We start from the raw sequence: 19,531 nt of genomic DNA on the forward strand, positions 1-19,531 counted from the left end.
GCGCGTAGGACCATACCCTTTCAGTTGCCCCGGCACCGCCGCACTCGGTGGTGCCGGGGCGCTGTTGTGCCAGGGGGTGTGATCGGGGGCGGGTCGGGTTCCTGGGTGGCCGCTCAGCGCTTGACCGCGCACAGCAGGCCGTCGCCCACCGGGAGCAGGGACGGCACCAGCTCGGGGCTCTCCCGGACCGTGCGCAGCAGCTCCCGCAGGCGTATGACCTCCGTGGGCTGGGGGTTGGAGTCCACCGTCCGGCCACTGGCGAAGACACCCTCGAACGCCACGAGGCCACCGGGCCTGAGCAGACGCAACGATTCAGCGAGGTAGTCCAGGCACTCCAGCCGGTCGCCGTCGCAGAAGACCAGGTCGTACCCGGCGTCCGCCAGCCGGGGGAGCACGTCCAGGGCGTGGCCCGGGATGAAGCGCGCGCGGTTGCTGGCGAAGCCGGCCGCGCGGAACGCCTGCCGGGCGAACTGCTGGTGGTCCGGCTCCGGATCCACGGTGGTCAGCACCCCGTCGGGCCGCATACCGTGCAGCAGGTGGATCCCGGAGACGCCGGTCCCGGTCCCGATCTCCGCCACCGCCTTGGCGTCCACGGTGGCGGCGAGCACCCGCAGCGCGGCGCCCGTGCCGGGCGACACCGAGCGCAGCCCTGCCTCCCGGGCCCGTTCCCGGGCCCAGCGCAGCGCCTCGTCCTCGGCGACAAAGGCGTCGGCGAACGCCCAGCTCGTCAGCCGGTTGCCGGTAATGGCCCTCTCCTTATGTCCCCGTGGTTGCCTGGGCGTGACTGTATCCGTTGCCGTCGGGAACCTGCTGATGGGACCGGTCGTTTAAAGGGATGAGTGAATGGCGTGGTCGCGACGGGGGGCACGGTATGGATCGGTCCGAGGAGCAGGTGCGCGCATCGACGCAGCTGCTGACCAAGCCACATGGGCCGCGTCAGCCGGATGAGCCGCATCGGCGCGCATCAATTTCTTATAAAACCGCTTATCCGGAGCTAACGGGCGAGGTGGCTATGGTAGGGGCTCCACTGGACACCACCAGAGCCGACAGGGGAGGTGCGGCTGCGCCTGGGGATCGGGGAGGAGTGCTGCGGCGCTTTCTCGGATCGGCAGGCAGGCCGAAATCCGTGAACGACACCGCTGACCACAGCCACGCCGACGCTTCCGCCTCGGGCGGAGCACAGACCGCGACCTTCAGCACGGACGCGCACGCACAGGCGTGGACTCCGCCCACCTGGGAGGAGATCGTCAGCACCCACAGCGGCCGCGTCTACCGGCTCGCCTACCGTCTGACCGGCAACCAGCACGACGCCGAGGACCTCACCCAGGAGGTCTTCGTCCGCGTCTTCCGCTCCCTGTCGACCTACACGCCCGGCACCTTCGAGGGCTGGCTGCACCGCATCACCACCAACCTCTTCCTGGACATGGTCCGGCGCAAGCAGCGCATCCGCTTCGACGCCCTCGGGGACGACGCGGCCGAGCGCCTGCCCAGCCGCGAGCCCACCCCGCAGCAGATCTTCAACGACGCGCACTTCGACGCCGACGTCCAGCAGGCCCTCGACACCCTGGCACCCGAGTTCCGCGCCGCCGTCGTCCTCTGCGACATCGAAGGACTGTCGTACGAGGAGATCGCCGCGACCCTGGGCGTCAAGCTCGGCACGGTCCGCTCCCGGATCCACCGCGGCCGCTCCCAGCTCCGCAAGGCCCTCGCGCACCGCTCCCCGGAGGCCCGGGCCGAGCAGCGCCGCGGCTTCGTGGTGCCGCGGGTGGCCGTGCTGGGAGGAGGGGGCGCGACCGCGTGAGTGGATCCCGTCCTACACCTGCTGAGCAGCACCTGGGAGACCGTCTCTCCGCCCTGGTCGACGGAGAACTCGGTCATGAGGCGCGTGACCGCGTCCTGGCACACCTCGCCACCTGCGCGAAGTGCAAGTCGGAGGCGGACGAGCAGCGCCGCCTGAAGAACGTCTTCGCGGAGGCCGCTCCGCCACCTCCCTCCGAGAGCTTCCTGGCCCGTCTTCAGATGCTCCCGGCGGGCGGCGACGGCGGCTCGCCGCTGTCCGGTGGCTTCGGCGGAAGACTCGGAGGTGCGGCCGGGGTGCCGGGCCTGCCCGGCGACCCCTCCGACTCCCCGGACTTCGCCGACTTCGCCGTCTTCGGCTCCGGCGACTCCTTGGGGTACGTCCCGTCGGGACCGCACGGTGGCGCGCTGACGCCGTCGGAGGGTCGCGGGCTGCTAGGCGGCGGCCGAGGAGCGTCCAGCGGCCGTGGGTTCCTCGGTGACCGGGGTTTCCTGAGCGGCCGTGGCTTCCTCGGTGACCGGGGGGCGCTGGGCGACCGTGGCTTCCTGGGCGGCGGACGCGACCTCTCCGGCAGTGCGGACGACCGTCCGGACCGGGAGGAGAGAACCACCGACGACAGGGACGGCAGAGGGGCCACGGGCAACCGGGGCTTTCGGATCCATGACGTGAGCCGGCAGGAGGCCGAGCGTTCCGCCTCGCGCGGCATGCGGTTCGCCTTCGTGGCGGCGGGCGCGGTGTCGCTGGCCGCGATCGCCCTCGGCGGCGTGACCAACGGCATGCCCGTCGAGACGGCGGACGCCCGGGGCGGTTCCGGTGCCGGCAGCAACGTCACCCCGCTGCGGACCCAGGCCTCGGGCACGGTTCCGCCCCCCGAGGCCCAGCGCCGCCGGGGAACCGTCGGGCCGCTGCTCGGACAGGGGCAGCAGTCCCTGGGCAATGTGCCCGTAGCCCCGACGGAGATCTCCGCACCCCTGCTGCCCGGGGTCCCCGCTCCGGCAGGCCAGGACCGTCGGTCCGTACACCCGCTGACCGCCCCCGTGTTGGCCGGTGCCGCCGTCATGTCACCGCTCATACGTCCGCTCACCGACGCGCCGCCCCTGCAGCTGACCGACTGGTCCCCGACCCCCGAGCTCACGGGACCGGGCCTGCTGACGGCCCCCGACACCACCTCGTCCCCCACACCCACCTCGCCCGTCCTTCGCTGACCCCGAGTTCTGCGCGCCGGCCCGCGAACCTGGTTGAATCCAGAGTGGGCCGTCTCCGCTCGGGCCGGTTCCGGCTCGCGGCGCTCGGTGAACGGTGGGCGGCGGGCCGGTCCTTGGGACGGGCCCTAGGTGTGGGGAGAACATGGACGAGGGGAAGCCCACGAAGGCGAAGTGGTGGAGCCGCCCCCGAGCGCACGGCGCGGGGGCCGAGACGTCGGGGGACCACATCGGGGCGACGGCGGCCGATGGGCCGGAAAACCCCGAGGGCGACTTCGAGTTGGAGCGCCCGGCGGCGACGGTGACGGTACCGGCCCTCGACGAGTCCGACCCACGGACCGAGAGCGAGTCCGAGACCGAGGCCGGGATCGAGGCTGACTCCGACTTCGAACTGGCCCGCCCGGTTGTCCGGGTTCCGCCCGGGACCGCCCTCATGCCGACCGCCGACGCGGCCGGTGACACGGACGGCGACTTCGAACTGGAACGACCGGCCGTGAGGAACGCGGGGCACGACCCGGAGGGCGCGACGAGCTCGCCGACCGGGCCCGACGGGGTCGGTACCGGCGGCGCGACAGCCGCTGCCACCGCCGCGACCTCGGCCCATGCCACCGTCGCAGCCGCCCCCGCGACCACAGTCGTGGGGGTCCCCTCAGTCGCTGATGGGCGGCCCTCGGGCGAGGAAGGCGCCCTGAGCGCCCCTGACGCGCCCTCTGAGCGCCGCAGGCCGCTGCATGACCCCGATCCCTACAGCACCCCGCCCTACGGCGAGCCGGGCCCCTGGGCGCCCGCTCCGCCGGTCCAGCATCCGGCGACGACTCCGGTCCCCGGTACGAACGTTCAGCCGACGACAGCGGCACCCGACGTGCGCGCGGTGCCGGGGGCGTCGGCACTCGACGGCGCGACCGCGACGGAAGTCCTGAGCGGCGGTGGAGCGGCGTCGGCGGCTTCCTCGACGCACGCCGGAGCGCCCGCAGCGGCCGCGCACGAGTACGCCCACCCGACCACTCCTGTGACCCCGGCCCACGGCACCGCCGTACCGGCGGCCGCACCGCGGGCCGCAGCGCCTTCGTACGAGCAGGTGTCCGTGGCCGCCGCAGCGGCTCCGTTCCCGGACACGGCCCAGCCCACCGCCACGCTCCACCCCGACGCCTCTCAGCCCGCCGGGGCCTCGTACGCCTATCCGTCCCAGCCGGGCCCTGCGCCCTTCGGGGACTCGGCGCGGTCGGTGCCGCCCCCGTACGCGGGCGGAGCCCAGCCGGTGCCGCCCTCGCAGGGAGCCGGAGGCCGGCACCCCTCGGGGGCTCACGCCGATCCCGGGCGGCCGACGCACGGCTCGCAGGGCCCCTGGCAGAACTACGACCCGTGGGCCGGATCGGGGCCGCTGCAGCAGAACGGGGCCGCGGTGGACGACGTGGCGCGGCGGCGTCGGCGCAGGGGCAGGACGCTCCTGGTGGGAGCCCTGCTGATCGCCGTCGTGGCCGGCGGCGTCGGTGGAGCCGTGGGCGTGTACCTGGAGCGGAACGGCGGAGTCGGGGCCATAGAGCTGCCGCAGACCAGCGAGGGGGTGACGGGCCGGGCGCCCGACAGCGTCGCCGGGATCGCCGCCAGCGCGCTGCCCAGCGTCGTGACCCTGCACGTGAGCGGGGACAGCGCACAGGGCACCGGCACGGGTTTCGTGCTCGACGAACGCGGCCACATCCTCACCAACAACCACGTCGTCGATCCCGCGGGCACCGGCGGCGACATATCGGTGACCTTCAGCGGCGGTGAGACCGCCGAGGCCAGCATCGTCGGCCGGGACACCGGCTACGACCTGGCCGTGGTCAAGGTGTCCGGCGTCAGCGGACTCAAGCCGCTGCCCCTCGGCAACTCCGAGGAGGTCCAGGTCGGCGACCCGGTCGTCGCCATCGGAGCCCCCTTCGACCTCGCCAACACCGTCACCTCCGGCATCATCAGCGCCAAGGAGCGGCCCATCACCGCCGGCGGCGAGAGCGGTGACGTCAGCGACGTGTCGTACGTGGACGCGCTGCAGACCGACGCGCCGATAAACCCCGGCAACTCCGGTGGCCCGCTCCTCGACGGCAAGGCCCGCGTGATCGGCATCAACAGCGCCATCCGCTCCGCCGGCAGCGGCTCCGAGTCGGACGGCGGGCAGGCCGGTTCCATCGGACTGGGCTTCGCGATCCCCATCAACCAGGGCAAGCGCGTCGCCGAGGAGCTGATCAACACCGGCAAGGCCACCCACCCGGTGATCGGGGTCACCCTCGACATGGACTACTCGGGCGACGGCGCCCGCATCGGTGACCGGGGCGACGGCAACGGCTCCGGGGTGACCTCGGGCGGCCCCGCCGACCGGGCGGGCATGCGCTCGGGCGACGTCATCACCGAGGTCGACGGCCAGCGGGTCCACTCCGGCGACGAACTGATCGTCAAGGTCCGCGCGCACCGGCCCGGCGACCGCCTGGAGCTCACCCTGCTGCGCGACGGCAAGGAGCGGACGGTCTCCCTCACCCTCGGCTCGTCCGGTGGCGACTGACCGTGTCCCCGGCGGCCATGACGTCGGCGCCCACTGACAGCAACTTCACAGGAGGGGTCCCCGGACCCCTCCTGCCAGGCAAACAGCTGGGAAAACCCGTCGTTCGGGCAGGGTCGGAAGCCGCCCGACGGTACCCGATCGACGGGATGGCCGGGTACCGTGGATCCGGCCCGGACCACGGAAGACCTGCCGAGGCCCGCGGATCGGGACCGAGGACATCGCAAGGAGCTTCAGGTGTTCAATGACATAGGTGCACTCGAGGTGGTGACGCTCGTCGTCCTCGCCGTGCTCGTCTTCGGTCCGGACAAGCTCCCGAAGGTGATCCAGGACGTCACGCGGACGATCCGCAAGATCCGCGAGTTCTCGGACAGCGCCAAGGCGGACATCCGCAACGAACTCGGACCGGAGTTCAAGGACTTCGAGTTCGAGGACCTCAACCCCAAGACGTTCATCCGCAAGCAGCTGGACAACGACGAACTGGGGCTGAAGGAGATCCGCAACAACCTGGACCTGAAGAAGGAGATGGCCGAGCTCACGGACGCGGTCCACGGCCGCGAGTCCGCCTCCGCCTCGTCCGTCTCCTCCTCGGACTCCTCCGGTGGCTCCTCCTCGGGTGCGATCGGCGGCTCCGTCGACATGACGAAGAAGCGCGAGATCGAAGAGCGTCCGCCGTACGACATGGACGCCACCTGAGCCGTACGCCGGTGTGCTGCCGCGCTCCCTTACGTGATGCGAGTCATACCCTCGCGCACCCTCGTACGGCCTGAACCCGCCAGTACGCCGTCCTACGCGCCGGGCGCTTTCCCTGCTGCTCGGAGAGCTGTGGCTATGCTGCCCAGTTGTTGTGCGGACCGTAAGAAGAGCGAGCGACGCACCCGAGGGGGGCGGGCCGCTCCGGTCCGTCGAGAGCGAGGAGGCGTCCGGGCACATGGAGACGACGAGTCGGGTAGGCGCGCAGGCGTCGGCCGCGGAGGGTGGACAACAGCTGTCCTCCGCCCGACGCACGGTCGACGGCTACCTGCTGGCGCCCTTCCCGTGGTACGGCCTCGACGAGGCCTTCACGGGACAGCGCTGGCTGATGCAGGTCGGTACGTCGGCGGAAGGAGCCGTCGAGCACGGTTCGATCGGCCACGGTGACGAGCCCTCGGTGCGAAACGAGTACACCGCCGGGTCGGACGACGAGGTCAAGGAGCGGTTCGCGGTCGTGGTGACCGTCGCGGCGAATCCGTCCCGGAGGAGCGCCGACGGTACGGGGCTCCTGGAGGCCACGTCGGTTTCCTCGGCGGCGTGGCTCGCGGGCGTGGGGCTGCTGTCGTTCACCTGGCCCGGCCAGTTGGACCACTCCCGGCGGGACGACTGGCTGGACCAGCAGACCGAGGCCGCGTGGGTGTTGGCCGACGATCTCGCCGGACCCGACTGGACCACCCTGTCCCTGCCGGTGGACGGCGTGCCGACGCCCTTCCACTACCGCGAGTCCGAGTTCGGGTGGGTGCTCGCGGGGTCGACCTCGCAAGGGGTGCATGTGGGGGCGTACGGGCGAGGGATGAGCGCGTACGGACTGGGCTTCGCCGTGATCAAGGACGTCGAGGCGTACGCGTAACGGTGAAGGGCACCGCCATGTGGTGCTGCGGTGCCCTTCGACGGCGTGGTGGCTCGGGCCGCTCAGGTGGTTCGAGGGCTGCGGGTGCGTCGCGGCTGATCGCGCGGTTCCCCGCGCCCCTCGCGGGGCGCCAGGCGCCTAGAACTTGTTCCTCGGGGTGATTCCCAGGCTCATGCCCGACAGGCCCCTCTGACGGCCGCCCAGCTTGCCCGCGATGGCGCGCAGGGCCGCGCCGGCGGGGGAGTCGGGGTCGGTGAGGACGACCGGGCGCCCGTCGTCGCCGCCCTCGCGGAGGCGGACGTCGATGGGGATGCTGCCCAGGACCGGGACCGTGGCGCCGGTCGTGCGGGTGAGGCCGTCGGCGACGGACTGGCCGCCGCCCGTGCCGAACACGTCGACCATCTCGTCGCAGTGCGGGCAGGGCAGGCCCGACATGTTCTCGACGACGCCGACGATCTTCTGGTGGGTCTGCACGGCGATGGAGCCGGCGCGCTCGGCGACCTCGGCCGCCGCCTGCTGCGGGGTCGTCACGACGAGGATCTCGGCGTTCGGGACCAGCTGGGCCACCGAGATGGCGATGTCGCCCGTGCCCGGCGGGAGGTCGAGGAGGAGGACGTCCAGGTCGCCCCAGTAGACGTCCGCGAGGAACTGCTGGAGGGCGCGGTGGAGCATCGGGCCGCGCCAGACCACCGGTTCGTTGCCCGGTGTGAACATGCCGATCGAGATGACCTTCACGCCGTGCGCCGACGGCGGCATGATCATGTTCTCGACCTGGGTGGGACGGCCGTCCGCGCCCAGCATGCGGGGTACGGAGTGGCCGTAGATGTCGGCGTCGACGACGCCGACCTTGAGGCCGTCGGCGGCCATGGCAGCCGCCAGGTTCACCGTCACCGAGGACTTGCCGACACCGCCCTTGCCGGACGCGACGGCGTACACGCGCGTGAGGGAGCCGGGCTTGGCGAAGGGGATCTCGCGCTCGGCCTGGCCGCCGCGCAGCGCGTTCGCCAGCTCCTTGCGCTGCTCGTCGCTCATGACGTCGAGTTCGACGGCGACGCGGGTGACGCCCTCGACCCGCGCGACCGCCTCGGTCACGCGCTGGGTGATGGTGTCACGCATGGGGCAGCCGGAGACCGTCAGGTACACGGCGACCGCGACCGCTCCGTCCGCGCCGATCTCCACCGACTTGACCATCCCGAGTTCGGTGATGGGGCGGTTGATCTCGGGGTCGTTCACCGTCGACAGTGCTTCGCGCACCGCGTCTTCCGTAGCCATAGGACGATGGTACGGCGCTGCGCGGGGCCGCCGGGAGCCCTGTCAGCGGTCGCCCATGTCACGTCCGCGGTGGTGTTCCGGCGGGAATACGGTCCGGGTCCCGCGCGGCCCGTCACCGTCGTGTTCGTTCATGTCCCTGACCAGGTCCTGGAGCTCCGAACGCAGCCAGTCGCGGGTGGCGACCTCGCCGAGGCCGATGCGCAACGCGGCGATCTCCCTGGTCAGGTATTCGGTGTCGGCGATCGACCGTTCGTTCTGCTTGCGGTCCTGTTCGAGGTTGACGCGGTCGCGGTCGTCCTGGCGGTTCTGCGCGAGCAGGATCAGCGGAGCCGCGTAGGAGGCCTGGAGGGAGAGCATCAGGGTGAGGAAGATGAAGGGGTAGTTGTCGAACCGCAGGTCGCTCGGGGCGGAGACGTTCCACACCACCCACAGGATGATGACGACCGTCATCCAGACGATGAACCGACCGGTGCCCAGGAACCGCGCGATCCGCTCGGACAGCCGTCCGAAGGCCTCCGGGTCCCATTCGGGCAGGAGCCTGGCCCGGCGCGGCAGCGGCAGGTCGAGACGCGTACGCGGGCGGGCCGTGGCCCCGGAGGGGGTGCGATCCCTCAGGGGAGCCCCGGAGGGCGACGTGCGCTCCCGCACTCCCGCGCCGGAGTGCGCCCGCTCACGCCCCAGGTGCCGCCCGTCCCGCCCCTCACGCCCCAGGTGCCGTCCGTCCCGCCCCTCACGTCCTCCGGGCCGGCCCTCCCGCCCCTCCCGGGCCTCACGCCCGTCCCGGTCAGGAGCCATCGTCGGCCCCCTGCCCGTCCGCGACGCCGTCGTCCTCGTACAGATGGAACTCCGTCTCCCGCCAGTCCTCGGGAAGCATGTGGTCCAGTACGTCGTCGACGGTCACCGCGCCCAGCAACGAGCCGCTCTCGTCGACCACGGGCGCCGCGACCATGTCGTACGTCGCGAAGAACCCGGCGACGGCGCGCAGCGCGGCCTCCGGGTCCAGCGGCTGCAGGTCGTCGTCGACGAGCGCGCTGACCAAGGTGTACGGCGGGTCCCGCAGCAGCCGCTGGAAGTGCACCGTGCCGAGGTACTTGCCGGTCGGGGTCTCGTCCGGCGGCCGGCACACATACACCTGGGCGGCGAGGGCGGGGGACAGGTCGGCGTTGCGGACCCTGGCGAGCGCGTCGGCGACGGTCGCGTCCGGGCGCAGCACGATCGGCTCGGTGGTCATCAGACCGCCGGCGGTCTTCTCCTCGTACGCCATCAGCCGCCGTACGTCCGCCGCGTCGTCCGGCTGCATCAGGGTCAGCAGCCGTTCTTGTTCCTCCTCGGGGAGCTCGGCGAGGAGGTCGGCGGCGTCGTCCGGGTCCATGGCCTCCAGGACGTCGGCGGCCCGCTCCTCCTTGAGCTTGCCGAGGATCTCGATCTGGTCGTCCTCGGGGAGCTCCTCCAGGACGTCGGCGAGCCGGTCGTCGTCGAGGGCGGCGGCGACCTCGGCCCGGCGCTTGGGGGAGAGGTGGTGCAGCACGTTGGCCAGGTCGGCGGGGCGGAGCTGCTCGAAGGTCGCGAGGAGGTTCTCGGCACCCTGCCCGTGCTCCTCCAACGAGAAGCCGGTGACCGCCGACCACTCCACGGTGACCGTCTCGCCCTTGTGCCGTCGGAACGTCCCGCCCTTGCCCTTGCGGACGAACACCCGGTCGATCTCCCAGTCCCGGCGGGCCGGCAGCTGCTGGACCGAGATGTCCAGGACCGTCACCTCCTCGCCGGTCTCGACGAGGGTCACGCGCCGGTCCAGCAGCTCTCCGATGACGAGGCGCTCGGTGGGGCGCTGCTCGAAGCGGCGCACGTTCAGGACGCCGGTGGTGATGACCTGGCCCGACTCGATGCCGGTGACCCGGGTCATGGGCAGGAAGATCCGGCGGCGGGTGGACAGTTCGACGACCAGGCCGAGCAGGCGCGGGGGCTTGCGGCCCACCCGCAGGATGGCCACCAGATCCCGGACGCGGCCCACCTGATCGCCGCTCGGGTCGAAGACGGCGACGCCGGAGAGGTGGGAGACGAAGATCCGGGCCGCCACCGCCGCCATGAGCCGCCCCTTTCCTTCCCGTCGTGAGGGGAATGTCCGCCGAGGACGGCTTCAGGCTAGCCCGTCCCGATCGGATATGCCCTGGTGAGCGGTGCGGACGGACTGGCTCCTTGGTGGTTCGGGAGCCCCGGTACTCTGCGGTACGCCTGGACTCCCCACGAAGAGGTGCATCGCCTGTGACTGTGATTCCCCGTACCCGAAGGGCCGCACTGGTGAGCGCCGTCTGCACCCTCGTGGTCAGCGGGCTGGGCCTCACAGGATGCGCCGAGGATCCCAACGAGGGCACCAACGGGGTCGGCAAGCTGGAGCCGGCGAAGATCCAGAGCACGACCAGGGCGGCTGCCACGGCGGCGGACACGGTCAGGCTGTCCGGGGCCGTGCTGAGCAACGGCAAGACCTACAAGCTGGACATGCGCCTGAAGGAGGACGGCGGTACGGGTTCGGTGACGTCGGAGGGCTCCACGTTCCGGCTGCTGAAGGTGGGGGAGCACCTCTTCCTCAAGGCCGACGCGGACTTCTGGGACCCCCAGGACTCCGGGAAGGACGACGGGAAGGACGAGGACTCGGAGACGGCCGCCGCGGACAAGCTGGACGGCATGTATGTGAAGGTGCCGACCGGTGACCCCGCCTACAAGCGGTTCAGCGGCTTCACCGACAAGGACCTCCTCCTCAACAGCCTGCTCACCCTGCACGGCACGCTGTCCACCGAGGGCCACCACGAGCAGTCCGGCACCCGCACCATCCGCATCACCGGCGACAAGGGCTCCGGCGGCACCCTCGACGTCTCCCTCGAAGGCACCCCCTACCCCCTGCGCCTCGTCCGCGCCGGCGACGCCGGCACCATCCTCCTCACCGACTGGGGCAAGGACTTCACCCTGGAGGAGCCGGACGAGAAGTCGGTGGTGGACTACGGACAGCAACTGCCGAGTTCATGAGCGGCCCACGCGGGGCCGTCTGGCAGGGCGGGCCCGCTTTCTCAGCGCTTGCCCCGCTTGCGGCGGGTGAAGAGCAGGCGTGGTACCGCCGCCGGCACCGGCTGCCGAGTGGTCGCCGACGTGGCGACCGGCGCCCGTGCCAGATCGCCGTCGGGCAGGGGCAGGATCGTCCCCGTCGGCTCCAGGCGGAGCACCCGGCACTCCCGGGCCCAACGGGCCGGCATGGCCTCACCGTCGGGGGCGTTGAGCCGTTTGCCCTTCAGCTCGGTCACGACGGATTCCCACTCGGGTGAGTCCGGGACCAGCTCCACGACGTGCGCCGCCCAGCTGACCAGCCGCCCTCCCTTGTCCTTGCTGCGGACGGTCACCACCGCCGAGCCCCCGCCGACCAGCCCGGGCAGCGGCTGCTCACCCGGCCCGTCGCCCACCACACACGCCGCACCCTCGTGCCAGACGTGCCACAACGCCCGCGACGCCCCACCGGAGCTCTGCTCCGTCGCCGCCCCAGCACCCCGGACCCAGATCAGCCCGGACTTCTTGGTGGCCTCTTCGACGAGGGCCTGTTCGAGCAGCGCGTCGGAGGTCGGCGAATCGGCGGGGTGCGAATCGGCGGTCATGGGGGCAGCCTAACCGTGCCCCTGCGAACCGGGCCCGCCCGCTCGAAGTACGAACCGAGCCCGCCCGGAAGACCTAGGCCCCCCGCCTCGACCGCGGCTCACCCCGTCACAGCCACCCGTTGCGCTTCAGCGTCCGGTGGATGCCGAGGCAGAGCGCGACCGTGACGCCGAGGACCAGCGGGTACCCGAACTTCCACCGCAGCTCCGGCATGTAGTCGAAGTTCATGCCGTAGACGCCACACACCATCGTCGGCACGGCGATGATGGCCGCCCAGGAGGTGATCTTGCGCATGTCCTCGTTCTGCGCGACGGAGGCCTGCGCCAGGTTCGCCTGGAGGATCGAGTTGAGGAGCTCGTCGAAGCCGACGACCTGCTCCTGGACGCGGGCGAGGTGGTCGGCCACGTCACGGAAGTACTTCTGGATGTCGGGGTCGATCAGCCGCATCGGCCGCTCGCTCAGCAGCTGCATGGGCCGCACCAGCGGCAGCACCGCGCGCTTGAACTCCATGACCTCGCGCTTGAGTTGGTAGATCCGGCCGGCGTCGGTACCCCGGGGCGTGCCCTTGCGCCCGGGGGAGAACACCTCCGTCTCCACCTCGTCGATGTCGTCCTGCACGGCGTCCGCGACCGCCACGTACCCGTCGACGACATGGTCGGCGATGGCGTGCAGCACGGCGGAGGGTCCCTTGCCGAGCAACTCCGGGTCGTCCTGCAGCCGGTGACGCAGCGCCCGCAACGAGCCCTGCCCGCCGTGCCGGACGGTGATGAAGAAGTCCCGCCCGGTGAAGCACATGACCTCGCCGGACTCCACGACCTCGCTGGTGGCGGTGAGTTCGTCGTGCTCGACGTAGTGGATGGTCTTGAAGACGGTGAAGAGGGTGTCGTCGTACCGCTCCAGCTTCGGCCGCTGGTGCGCGTGCACCGCGTCCTCCACGGCCAGCGGGTGCAGCCCGAACTCCGCGGCGATACCGGAGAATTCGGCCTCCGACGGCTCGTGCAGGCCGATCCAGACGAAGCCGCCGTCACGGCGCACCTGACGGATCGCCTCGTGCGGGGCCAGGTTGCGGTCGAACGACACGCGCGCGCCGTCGCGGTACACGGCGCAGTCCACGACGGCCGTGGCCGCCTCCGTCGGACGCGTGGCGTCGTACACCCCGCCGTCCTTGCGCAGCGACAGCCGCGAGGGACGGGACGGGCGGACCGCGGCACGCAAGTTGTGGATCATCGACATGAGCTGGCTCCTTCGCAACGAAAGGCCGCCGACGACGGTTGGAACTACCCGGAATGGGGACGTTTTGACTTCGGATGTTTGGCACGTCCGCAAAGCGGGGAGCACCGCACCGTCGCGGTGACAGCTTCGCTTGATTCAGATCAAGACGGGAAAGAAGTGCTCTTCCGATGCGCGACGACCGGCGAACGGCATTCGACGCGAGTGAGGGTGGTAGCCAGCGGAGCGAGTACTACGGCTACGACCAGTGCTACGGAACTCGAACAGCGGAAGAGCGGGTGGTACTGCCAGGTCGACTTCGGTCCATCGCAGCCCCACCTCCTCCGGCCGGTCCCTCGTAAGGGACGTTCCATACCCCATCCGGGGTTCCCCGTAGGGGAGTCAGTCTTCTCGGTCCGGGACGCCAAGGCGTGAGAAGCCTTGAGAACGAGGCTTCTGCGTGCTGCCCGCGTGCTGTCCCGACCGGCGCCCCAGACTAACAGCCGGCTGAAGTGTCAAGGCGCCCGTTTGCCTGTTCCTGACGAGTTCTATGCTCGGCTCATGGCTGATGTTCTTCCGTTGGTGGAGGCCCGTTTGCGCACCGCGCTGGGCGAACCGGACGCGCGCGCCGCGGTCACCTTCCTCGGCACGGACCGTATCGAGGTGCTCCGTTTCACCGACGGCGACGTCGTCCGCTACGCCACGCTCGGCATGTCCGCCCAGCCGATGGCCGACCCCACCGCGGTCCTCGCCGACCCCGTCGAGGGCCCGCGCGCCGAGCTCGTCCTGTCTGTGCGGCGCGGCGTCGCCGACACCGACAAGGTGCTGCGCCCGCTCGCCGTACTCGCCGCGTCACCGCAGGTCGAGGGCGTGGTCGTGGCCCCCGGCGCCTCTCTCGACGTAGGGGATCCGCTCTGGCCCGGCGCCCCCTTCACCTCCGTCCTCGTCGCCGAGTCCGGCGGTCTGGTCGAGGACCTCGAACTCGACGCCCCCGCCGATCCCGTCCGGTTCCTGCCCCTCCTGCCGATGACCCCCAACGAGGCGGCCTGGAAGCGGGTGCACGGCGCCCAGGCCCTCCAGGAGCGCTGGCTCACCCAGGGGACCGACCTCCGCGACCCGGCCCGCACCTCCGTCCCCCTGGACTGACCGGGCCGGGCGACACGGCTTCCCCGTGTGACGGACGGCACGCCATACGTGACCGGAGGCCGCCCGAGAGGTGGCCGAAAACCGCCGCTTCCCTTGGCGTTGTGGGTAGTTGATTCCGTTGGTCGCCCGACGGGCCGACCGACGCCCGGAGACCGGTGCTCGTGCGCGGAACGTGCGCGGAATGTGACGCGCACACGCCGGACGGGTGATCGTCCTTGACGCGAGCAAGCACGGGGAGGACCGTTGGGCCCTATGAGGGGCGAACCCAGTTGCCCGAAGTGTGGTGGCCGGGTCAGGGCTCCCGGCCTCTTTGCCGACTCCTGGCAGTGCGCCGCCCACGGGACGGTGCACCCGCTGCAGCCCGTGATCCCGCCCAGCGTCGAGGCCCTCAGCGTCGTCGTGCACCGTGCCAAGGTGCCGGTCTGGATGCCCTGGCCGCTGCCCGTGGGCTGGCTCTTCACGGGCGCCGCCTTCGCCGGGGACGACCGCAGCGGCGGACGTGCCACCGCCGTGGCCTGCTCCGGTCCGGGCCCGCTCGGCGGTGTCGGGGAGCTCGTCCTCATCGCGGAGGAACTCGGCGTCGGACTCGGCGCGCGGTACGCCGGCATCGACGGGCCCGACCCCGGCCCGTATCTGAGCGTCGAGAAGCCACCCCAGGCGAAAGTGCTGGCCGCCGGACGGCCGACACCGCTGTGGCACGTCACCGGCACGCCGGACGACCGCGCGGTCTTCGCGGGCGAGGCGCTCGGCCTGTGGCTGTGGGCGATCGTGTGGCCCGAACAGACGGGGCTGCTGATGTACGACGAGCTCGTGCTGACGGATCTGCGGGACGCGGGAGCGGAGGTGGAACTGCTCCCGTGCGGAGCGCTCTCGCCGCGCATCCTGGAGCCGTAGGGCGCCCGAACGCCGTGGTGCCCCTCAGTCGCCGCCGACGCGATCAGAGGGCGGCGCTCTTCCGTTCGCCCTGGGGCTCCGGCCTTGTAGGGGGCAACCCCCGGGTTCGGGTGTGACAGGAGCAGCCCGGAAGGGCGCTATCCTTGAGCGTCCGCTTCCGTTTCCCCTGCGCCTGGAGTCCGAGTCGTGCGTATCGATCTGCACTGCCACTCCACGGCCTCCGACGGTACGGACACCCCGGCGGAGCTGGTACGGAAGGCGAGGGCGGCCGGTCTGGACGTCGTCGCGCTGACCGACCACGACACCACGCGCGGGCACGCCGAGGCGATCGCCGCGCTGCCCGAGGGGCTCACCCTGGTCACCGGCGCCGAGCTGTCGTGCCGACTGGACGGCGTCAGCATGCACATGCTGGCCTATCTGTTCGACCCGGAGGAGCCCGACCTGCTGGCCGAGCGCGAGCTGGTCCGGGACGACCGGGTCCCCCGGGCCCGCGGGATGATCGCCAAGCTGAACGAGCTGGGTGTGCCGGTGACGTGGGACCAGGTCGCCCGGATCGCCGCCGGCGGTTCCGTGGGACGGCCGCACGTGGCCACCGCGCTCGTCGAACTCGGCGTCGTACCGACCGTGGGCGACGCCTTCGCGCAGGAGTGGCTCGCCGACGGCGGCCGTGCCTACGTGGAGAAGCACGAGACGGATCCCTTCGAGGCGATCCGGCTGATCAAGGGCGCCGGCGGCGTCGCCGTCTTCGCCCACCCGGCGGCCGTCAAGCGCGGCCGGACCGTACCGGAGTCCGCCATCGCCGAGCTGGCCGCCGCCGGACTCGACGGCATCGAGGTCGACCACATGGAGCACGACCCGGCGACCCGGGCACGGCTGCGTGGCCTGGCGAAGGAGCTGGGGCTTCTCGCCACCGGTTCCTCGGACTACCACGGCAGCCGGAAGACCTGTGTGCTCGGCGAGTACACGACCGACCCCGAGGTGTACGGCGAGATCACGCGCCGGGCCACCGGGGCGTTTCCCGTGCCGGGGACCGGCGGGAACTAGCCGGTTCCCTGACCGTACGGGCACCCGGCGGCCGCCGGCCTGGCCCGCCATGCCTCACTCCCGCCTCCGTTCGAGCGGGCGGTGCCCCATCGCCCCGCGGAGCCATCGCTCACAGTGGCACCTCGCTGTGGGCTGCCCTCGTCTCTCGTACTCCACTCCCGCAAGGCATCCCCGTGTTCGATCTCGCCATCTTCGGTTCCCTCTTCCTCACCCTCTTCGTGATCATGGATCCCCCTGGGATCACCCCGATCTTCCTCGGTCTCACCGCGGGCCGACCCGCGCGTACCCAGAAGCGGATGGCCCTCCAGGCCGTCTGTGTGGCCGGTGGTGTGATCACCGTCTTCGGGCTGCTGGGCCACCAGATCCTGGACTATCTGCATGTGTCCGTGCCGGCGCTGATGATCGCGGGAGGGCTGCTGCTTCTGCTGATCGCGCTCGATCTCCTGACCGGCAAGTCGGACGAGCCCACGCAGACGAAGGACGTCAACGTCGCGCTCGTGCCCCTGGGGATGCCGTTGCTGGCCGGTCCCGGTGCGATCGTGTCCGTGATCCTCGCCGTGCAGAAGGCGGACGGCGTGGCCGGTCACGTCTCCGTATGGGCCGCGATCCTGACGATCCACGTCGTGCTGTGGCTGACGATGCGGTACTCGTTGCTGATCATCCGGGTCATCAAGGACGGTGGCGTGGTGCTGGTGACCCGGCTCGCGGGCATGATGCTCTCCGCGATCGCCGTGCAGCAGATCATCAACGGCGTCACCCAGGTCGTGCAGGGCGCCTAGGCCCCGTACGCCCCGGTCGCGCGGTCCCGGGATGTCGCAGAGCCCCGTACGGCGTCGTGCCGTACGGGGCTCTGAAGTGTGAACGGATCCGCGTTCTACGAGGCGGTCGCGTCGGCCGGGCGGATCCAGAGGCGCTGCCCGATGGCGGCGGCCTGCTGCACGATCCTGTTGACGGAGGCGGCGTCCACGACGGTGCTGTCGACGGGCGTGCCGCTGACATCGTCGAGTCGCAGAATTTCGAAGCGCAAGGGCTTCTCCCTTCGTCTGGTCATCCTCCTGAGGAGAACTACTGGTGGTGGCTCACGGGTCGTCGGTGCCCGTGTTCCATGAGTAGTCAACGGCATGCGTGTTACGAACATTCCCTACGCTAAGGAAATTTTTCGAGAAGCTAATTACTAGCCGGTGAGCGGTGTGGTGATATGTCTACCTGAAGGCAGGAAGACTGATCGAGACCGGTTGTGTTCGCAGCGTGACCGCCGGGACAATGGCGGTGATGAACGACGACCTCACGGCGCTCGGCGCCCGCATCGACCGTACGAACGAGCTGCTGCACCGCATGCTCGCCGAGGTGGCGAAGACGCCCTCGACACACGCGATCTTCGTCGATGCCGGGTACCTGTACGCGGCCGTGGGACGGCTCGTGGCCGGCACGGAGGACCGGCGGTCCTTCGATCTCGACGCGGAAGGTCTCATCGACGCGCTGATCGACAAGGCCCGCACGATCTTCGCGGACAGCCGGCTGCTGCGGGTCTACTGGTACGACGGGGCGCGCCGCCGCATCCATACGGCCGAACAGCAGTCGATCGCCGAACTGCCGGACGTGAAGGTCCGACTCGGCAACCTGAACGCGAACAACCAGCAGAAGGGCGTCGACTCCCTGATCCGCACCGATCTGGAGTCCCTGGCACGCCACCGCGCGATCAGCGACGCGGCCCTCCTCGGCGGCGACGAGGACCTGGTCTCGGCGGTCGAGGCCGCGCAGGGGTACGGAGCGCGCGTCCACCTGTGGGGGATCGAGGCGCCCGAGGGCCGCAACCAGGCCGATCCGCTGCTCTGGGAGGTCGACAGCCAGCGGACCTTCGACCTCGACTTCTTCAAGCCGTACGTGTCACGGCGGGCCGCCCCCACGTACGACGCCCCCACCGGTGCCCGTCCCACCCGTGACGACGTCCGCTTCGTCGGCGCCCAGATCGCCGCGAAGTGGCTCGCCAACCGGGGCCGGGAGACCTTGCAGGAACTGCTCCACGGCCATCCGTACCTCCCCGGCTCCGTCGACCAGGACCTGCTCGTCGAGGCGGAGAGCCTGCTCCAGTACTCGCTGCGGGGGCAGGCGGACCTGAGACGGGCGCTGCGGGACGGCTTCTGGGAGCACTTGCGGGCGCAGTACTAGGGGCTGCGCCGGGCCGATAGGGGCCGGGCCGACTGGTCCGGGCTCGGCGAGGGCACGCTCCGGCGGTCTCAGCGGGCGACCCGGTCCCAGAAGCCGACGAGGGCGTCGGCCGTCGCCTGCGGCTGATCGGTGTTGGGAGAGTGCTCGGCGCCGCGGACGACGGTGCGGTGGGCACGCAGGCGTACGGCCATGTCGTCCAGGACCGGGATCGGCCAGGTGTCGTCGCGTTCACCGGAGAGGACGTGCTTGGGCAGGTCCACGGCGGCGAGCTCGGCGACGCGGTCGGGTTCCGCGCAGAGTTGGCGGCCCGTGGCGATGAGCTGGGCGGGTTTGGTGGCGAGCCAGCGGCGGCGCAGGTCGGCGCGGTCGTCCAGCCCGGCGTCGAGTGCGCCCGTGTCGGCCTCCTCCGGCTCCGGGGCCTCCATCGCCTGGATGGCGTCCCACACCTGCTCCATGTCCATCACGGCCAGGGCGTCCCGCAACAGCTTCACGCGTTCCTGCTGGCTCGCCGAGATCTCGGCCGGGCCCGAGGCCATGAGGGTGAGCGAGGCGAAGGGGGAGGCGTCCATCAGCACGGCGGCGCGGGAGAGCTGGCCGCCGAGTGAGTGGCCGACGAGGTGCAGTCGGCCGCCGTCGCTCACTGCCTGCGCCTGGGCGAGCAGGTCCTTCGCCAACTCCGCCTGCGCGTACGGCGCTTCGTCGTCCTCGGCTCCCGGGCTCTCGTACTGGCCGCGCCCGTCCACGGCCACCGTCCGGTACCCCGCCGCCGCCAACGGCTCATGCAGCGCGATGAAGTCCTCCTTGCTCCCCGTGAACCCGGGCACGAGCAGCACGCTCCCCTTCACCGCCACCCCCGCCTCGATCACGGCGAACTCCCCACGAGAGGTACGCAATCGGTGGGCGCGAGCGCCGGGGGGCGGGGTGAACGAGGGGGGACGGCTCATGGGGGGAGCGTAATCGCCCGCCGATGAGCAGGCTCGCGCTGCCCGCTCATCGAGGGATCCCTGAAAAGGCCGAAGGCCCGG

The 19,531-nt window shown here is 71.2% G+C and carries 19 protein-coding genes; 11 read left to right on the forward strand and 8 right to left on the reverse strand.

What is annotated here, in order from left to right; all coding sequences use genetic code 11:
- Positions 1 to 113: 113 nt before the first annotated feature.
- On the reverse strand, positions 114 to 815 hold the full coding sequence (locus RM704_RS03355) for an O-methyltransferase (RefSeq protein WP_078936958.1): 702 nt from the start codon (positions 813 to 815) through the stop codon (positions 114 to 116).
- Positions 816 to 1,084: 269 nt separating this feature from the next.
- On the opposite strand from RM704_RS03355, the gene sigE reads away from it, so the two are divergent.
- The 5 genes from sigE (at position 1,085) to RM704_RS03380 (ending at position 7,136) form a co-directional block, all read left to right on the forward strand.
- Positions 1,085 to 1,801, forward strand: a complete 717-nt coding sequence (gene sigE / locus RM704_RS03360) for an RNA polymerase sigma factor SigE (protein WP_078936957.1) — start codon at positions 1,085 to 1,087, stop codon at positions 1,799 to 1,801.
- Positions 1,798 to 3,003, forward strand: coding sequence for an anti-sigma factor family protein (locus RM704_RS03365; protein WP_033525511.1), 1,206 nt, complete (start codon positions 1,798 to 1,800; stop codon positions 3,001 to 3,003). Before sigE ends, RM704_RS03365 begins: the two co-directional genes overlap by 4 nt.
- A gap of 142 nt (positions 3,004 to 3,145) precedes the next feature.
- Entirely contained in the window at positions 3,146 to 5,536 is a 2,391-nt protein-coding gene (locus RM704_RS03370) for a trypsin-like peptidase domain-containing protein (protein WP_033525510.1), read from the forward strand.
- A gap of 234 nt (positions 5,537 to 5,770) precedes the next feature.
- On the forward strand, positions 5,771 to 6,229 hold the full coding sequence (locus tag RM704_RS03375) for a sec-independent translocase (protein ID WP_033525509.1): 459 nt from the start codon (positions 5,771 to 5,773) through the stop codon (positions 6,227 to 6,229).
- A 235-nt stretch (positions 6,230 to 6,464) separates the two neighbouring features.
- Entirely contained in the window at positions 6,465 to 7,136 is a 672-nt protein-coding gene (locus RM704_RS03380) for a hypothetical protein (protein WP_033525508.1), read from the forward strand.
- Positions 7,137 to 7,274: 138 nt separating this feature from the next.
- Here the strand turns inward: RM704_RS03380 and RM704_RS03385 are convergent, their stop codons facing one another.
- The 3 genes from RM704_RS03385 to RM704_RS03395 all read right to left on the reverse strand — a co-directional run bounded on the left by RM704_RS03385 (position 7,275) and on the right by RM704_RS03395 (position 10,494).
- Positions 7,275 to 8,408 carry an Mrp/NBP35 family ATP-binding protein gene (locus RM704_RS03385; protein ID WP_033525507.1) on the reverse strand — a complete coding sequence of 378 codons (1,134 nt, stop codon included), beginning with the start codon at positions 8,406 to 8,408 and terminating at the stop codon, positions 7,275 to 7,277.
- Positions 8,409 to 8,450: 42 nt separating this feature from the next.
- Positions 8,451 to 9,056, reverse strand: a complete 606-nt coding sequence (locus RM704_RS03390; RefSeq protein WP_033525506.1) for a DUF1003 domain-containing protein — start codon at positions 9,054 to 9,056, stop codon at positions 8,451 to 8,453.
- Between the two features lie 136 nt (positions 9,057 to 9,192).
- Positions 9,193 to 10,494 carry a magnesium transporter MgtE N-terminal domain-containing protein gene (locus tag RM704_RS03395; RefSeq protein WP_033525505.1) on the reverse strand — a complete coding sequence of 434 codons (1,302 nt, stop codon included), beginning with the start codon at positions 10,492 to 10,494 and terminating at the stop codon, positions 9,193 to 9,195.
- Between the two features lie 176 nt (positions 10,495 to 10,670).
- Between RM704_RS03395 and RM704_RS03400 the strand changes: the two genes are divergently transcribed.
- Positions 10,671 to 11,429, forward strand: coding sequence for a hypothetical protein (locus RM704_RS03400; RefSeq protein WP_033525504.1), 759 nt, complete (start codon positions 10,671 to 10,673; stop codon positions 11,427 to 11,429).
- A 41-nt stretch (positions 11,430 to 11,470) separates the two neighbouring features.
- On the opposite strand, the gene RM704_RS03405 is transcribed toward RM704_RS03400, so the two are convergent.
- Together RM704_RS03405 and RM704_RS03410 are read right to left on the reverse strand one after the other, a co-directional pair.
- Positions 11,471 to 12,046: a hypothetical protein gene (locus RM704_RS03405; RefSeq protein WP_052145840.1), complete on the reverse strand. Its 576-nt coding sequence runs from the start codon at positions 12,044 to 12,046 to the stop codon at positions 11,471 to 11,473.
- A gap of 106 nt (positions 12,047 to 12,152) precedes the next feature.
- Positions 12,153 to 13,277 (reverse strand): magnesium and cobalt transport protein CorA, encoded by a 1,125-nt coding sequence (locus RM704_RS03410; RefSeq protein WP_033525503.1) that lies wholly within the window; start codon positions 13,275 to 13,277, stop codon positions 12,153 to 12,155.
- A 537-nt stretch (positions 13,278 to 13,814) separates the two neighbouring features.
- Here RM704_RS03410 and RM704_RS03415 point away from each other — a divergent pair.
- The 4 genes from RM704_RS03415 (at position 13,815) to RM704_RS03430 (ending at position 17,116) form a co-directional block, all read left to right on the forward strand.
- Positions 13,815 to 14,399 (forward strand): suppressor of fused domain protein, encoded by a 585-nt coding sequence (locus RM704_RS03415; RefSeq protein WP_033525502.1) that lies wholly within the window; start codon positions 13,815 to 13,817, stop codon positions 14,397 to 14,399.
- A gap of 252 nt (positions 14,400 to 14,651) precedes the next feature.
- Complete coding sequence (locus RM704_RS03420; protein WP_033525501.1) at positions 14,652 to 15,293, forward strand: DUF6758 family protein; 642 nt, start codon at positions 14,652 to 14,654, stop codon at positions 15,291 to 15,293.
- Positions 15,294 to 15,479: 186 nt separating this feature from the next.
- On the forward strand, positions 15,480 to 16,337 hold the full coding sequence (locus RM704_RS03425) for a PHP domain-containing protein (protein WP_033525500.1): 858 nt from the start codon (positions 15,480 to 15,482) through the stop codon (positions 16,335 to 16,337).
- Between the two features lie 173 nt (positions 16,338 to 16,510).
- On the forward strand, positions 16,511 to 17,116 hold the full coding sequence (locus tag RM704_RS03430) for a MarC family protein (RefSeq protein ID WP_033525499.1): 606 nt from the start codon (positions 16,511 to 16,513) through the stop codon (positions 17,114 to 17,116).
- Between the two features lie 95 nt (positions 17,117 to 17,211).
- Here the strand turns inward: RM704_RS03430 and RM704_RS03435 are convergent, their stop codons facing one another.
- On the reverse strand, positions 17,212 to 17,364 hold the full coding sequence (locus RM704_RS03435) for a DUF8834 family protein (RefSeq protein ID WP_107072223.1): 153 nt from the start codon (positions 17,362 to 17,364) through the stop codon (positions 17,212 to 17,214).
- A 236-nt stretch (positions 17,365 to 17,600) separates the two neighbouring features.
- On the opposite strand from RM704_RS03435, the gene RM704_RS03440 reads away from it, so the two are divergent.
- Positions 17,601 to 18,506, forward strand: coding sequence for an NYN domain-containing protein (locus tag RM704_RS03440; protein ID WP_192829581.1), 906 nt, complete (start codon positions 17,601 to 17,603; stop codon positions 18,504 to 18,506).
- Between the two features lie 68 nt (positions 18,507 to 18,574).
- On the opposite strand, the gene RM704_RS03445 is transcribed toward RM704_RS03440, so the two are convergent.
- Positions 18,575 to 19,450 (reverse strand): alpha/beta fold hydrolase, encoded by an 876-nt coding sequence (locus RM704_RS03445; protein ID WP_033525498.1) that lies wholly within the window; start codon positions 19,448 to 19,450, stop codon positions 18,575 to 18,577.
- Positions 19,451 to 19,531 lie beyond the last annotated feature (81 nt).

It is taken from the genome of Streptomyces gottesmaniae, assembly GCF_031845845.1.
GTDB classification, from domain to species: Bacteria; Actinomycetota; Actinomycetes; order Streptomycetales; family Streptomycetaceae; genus Streptomyces; species Streptomyces akebiae.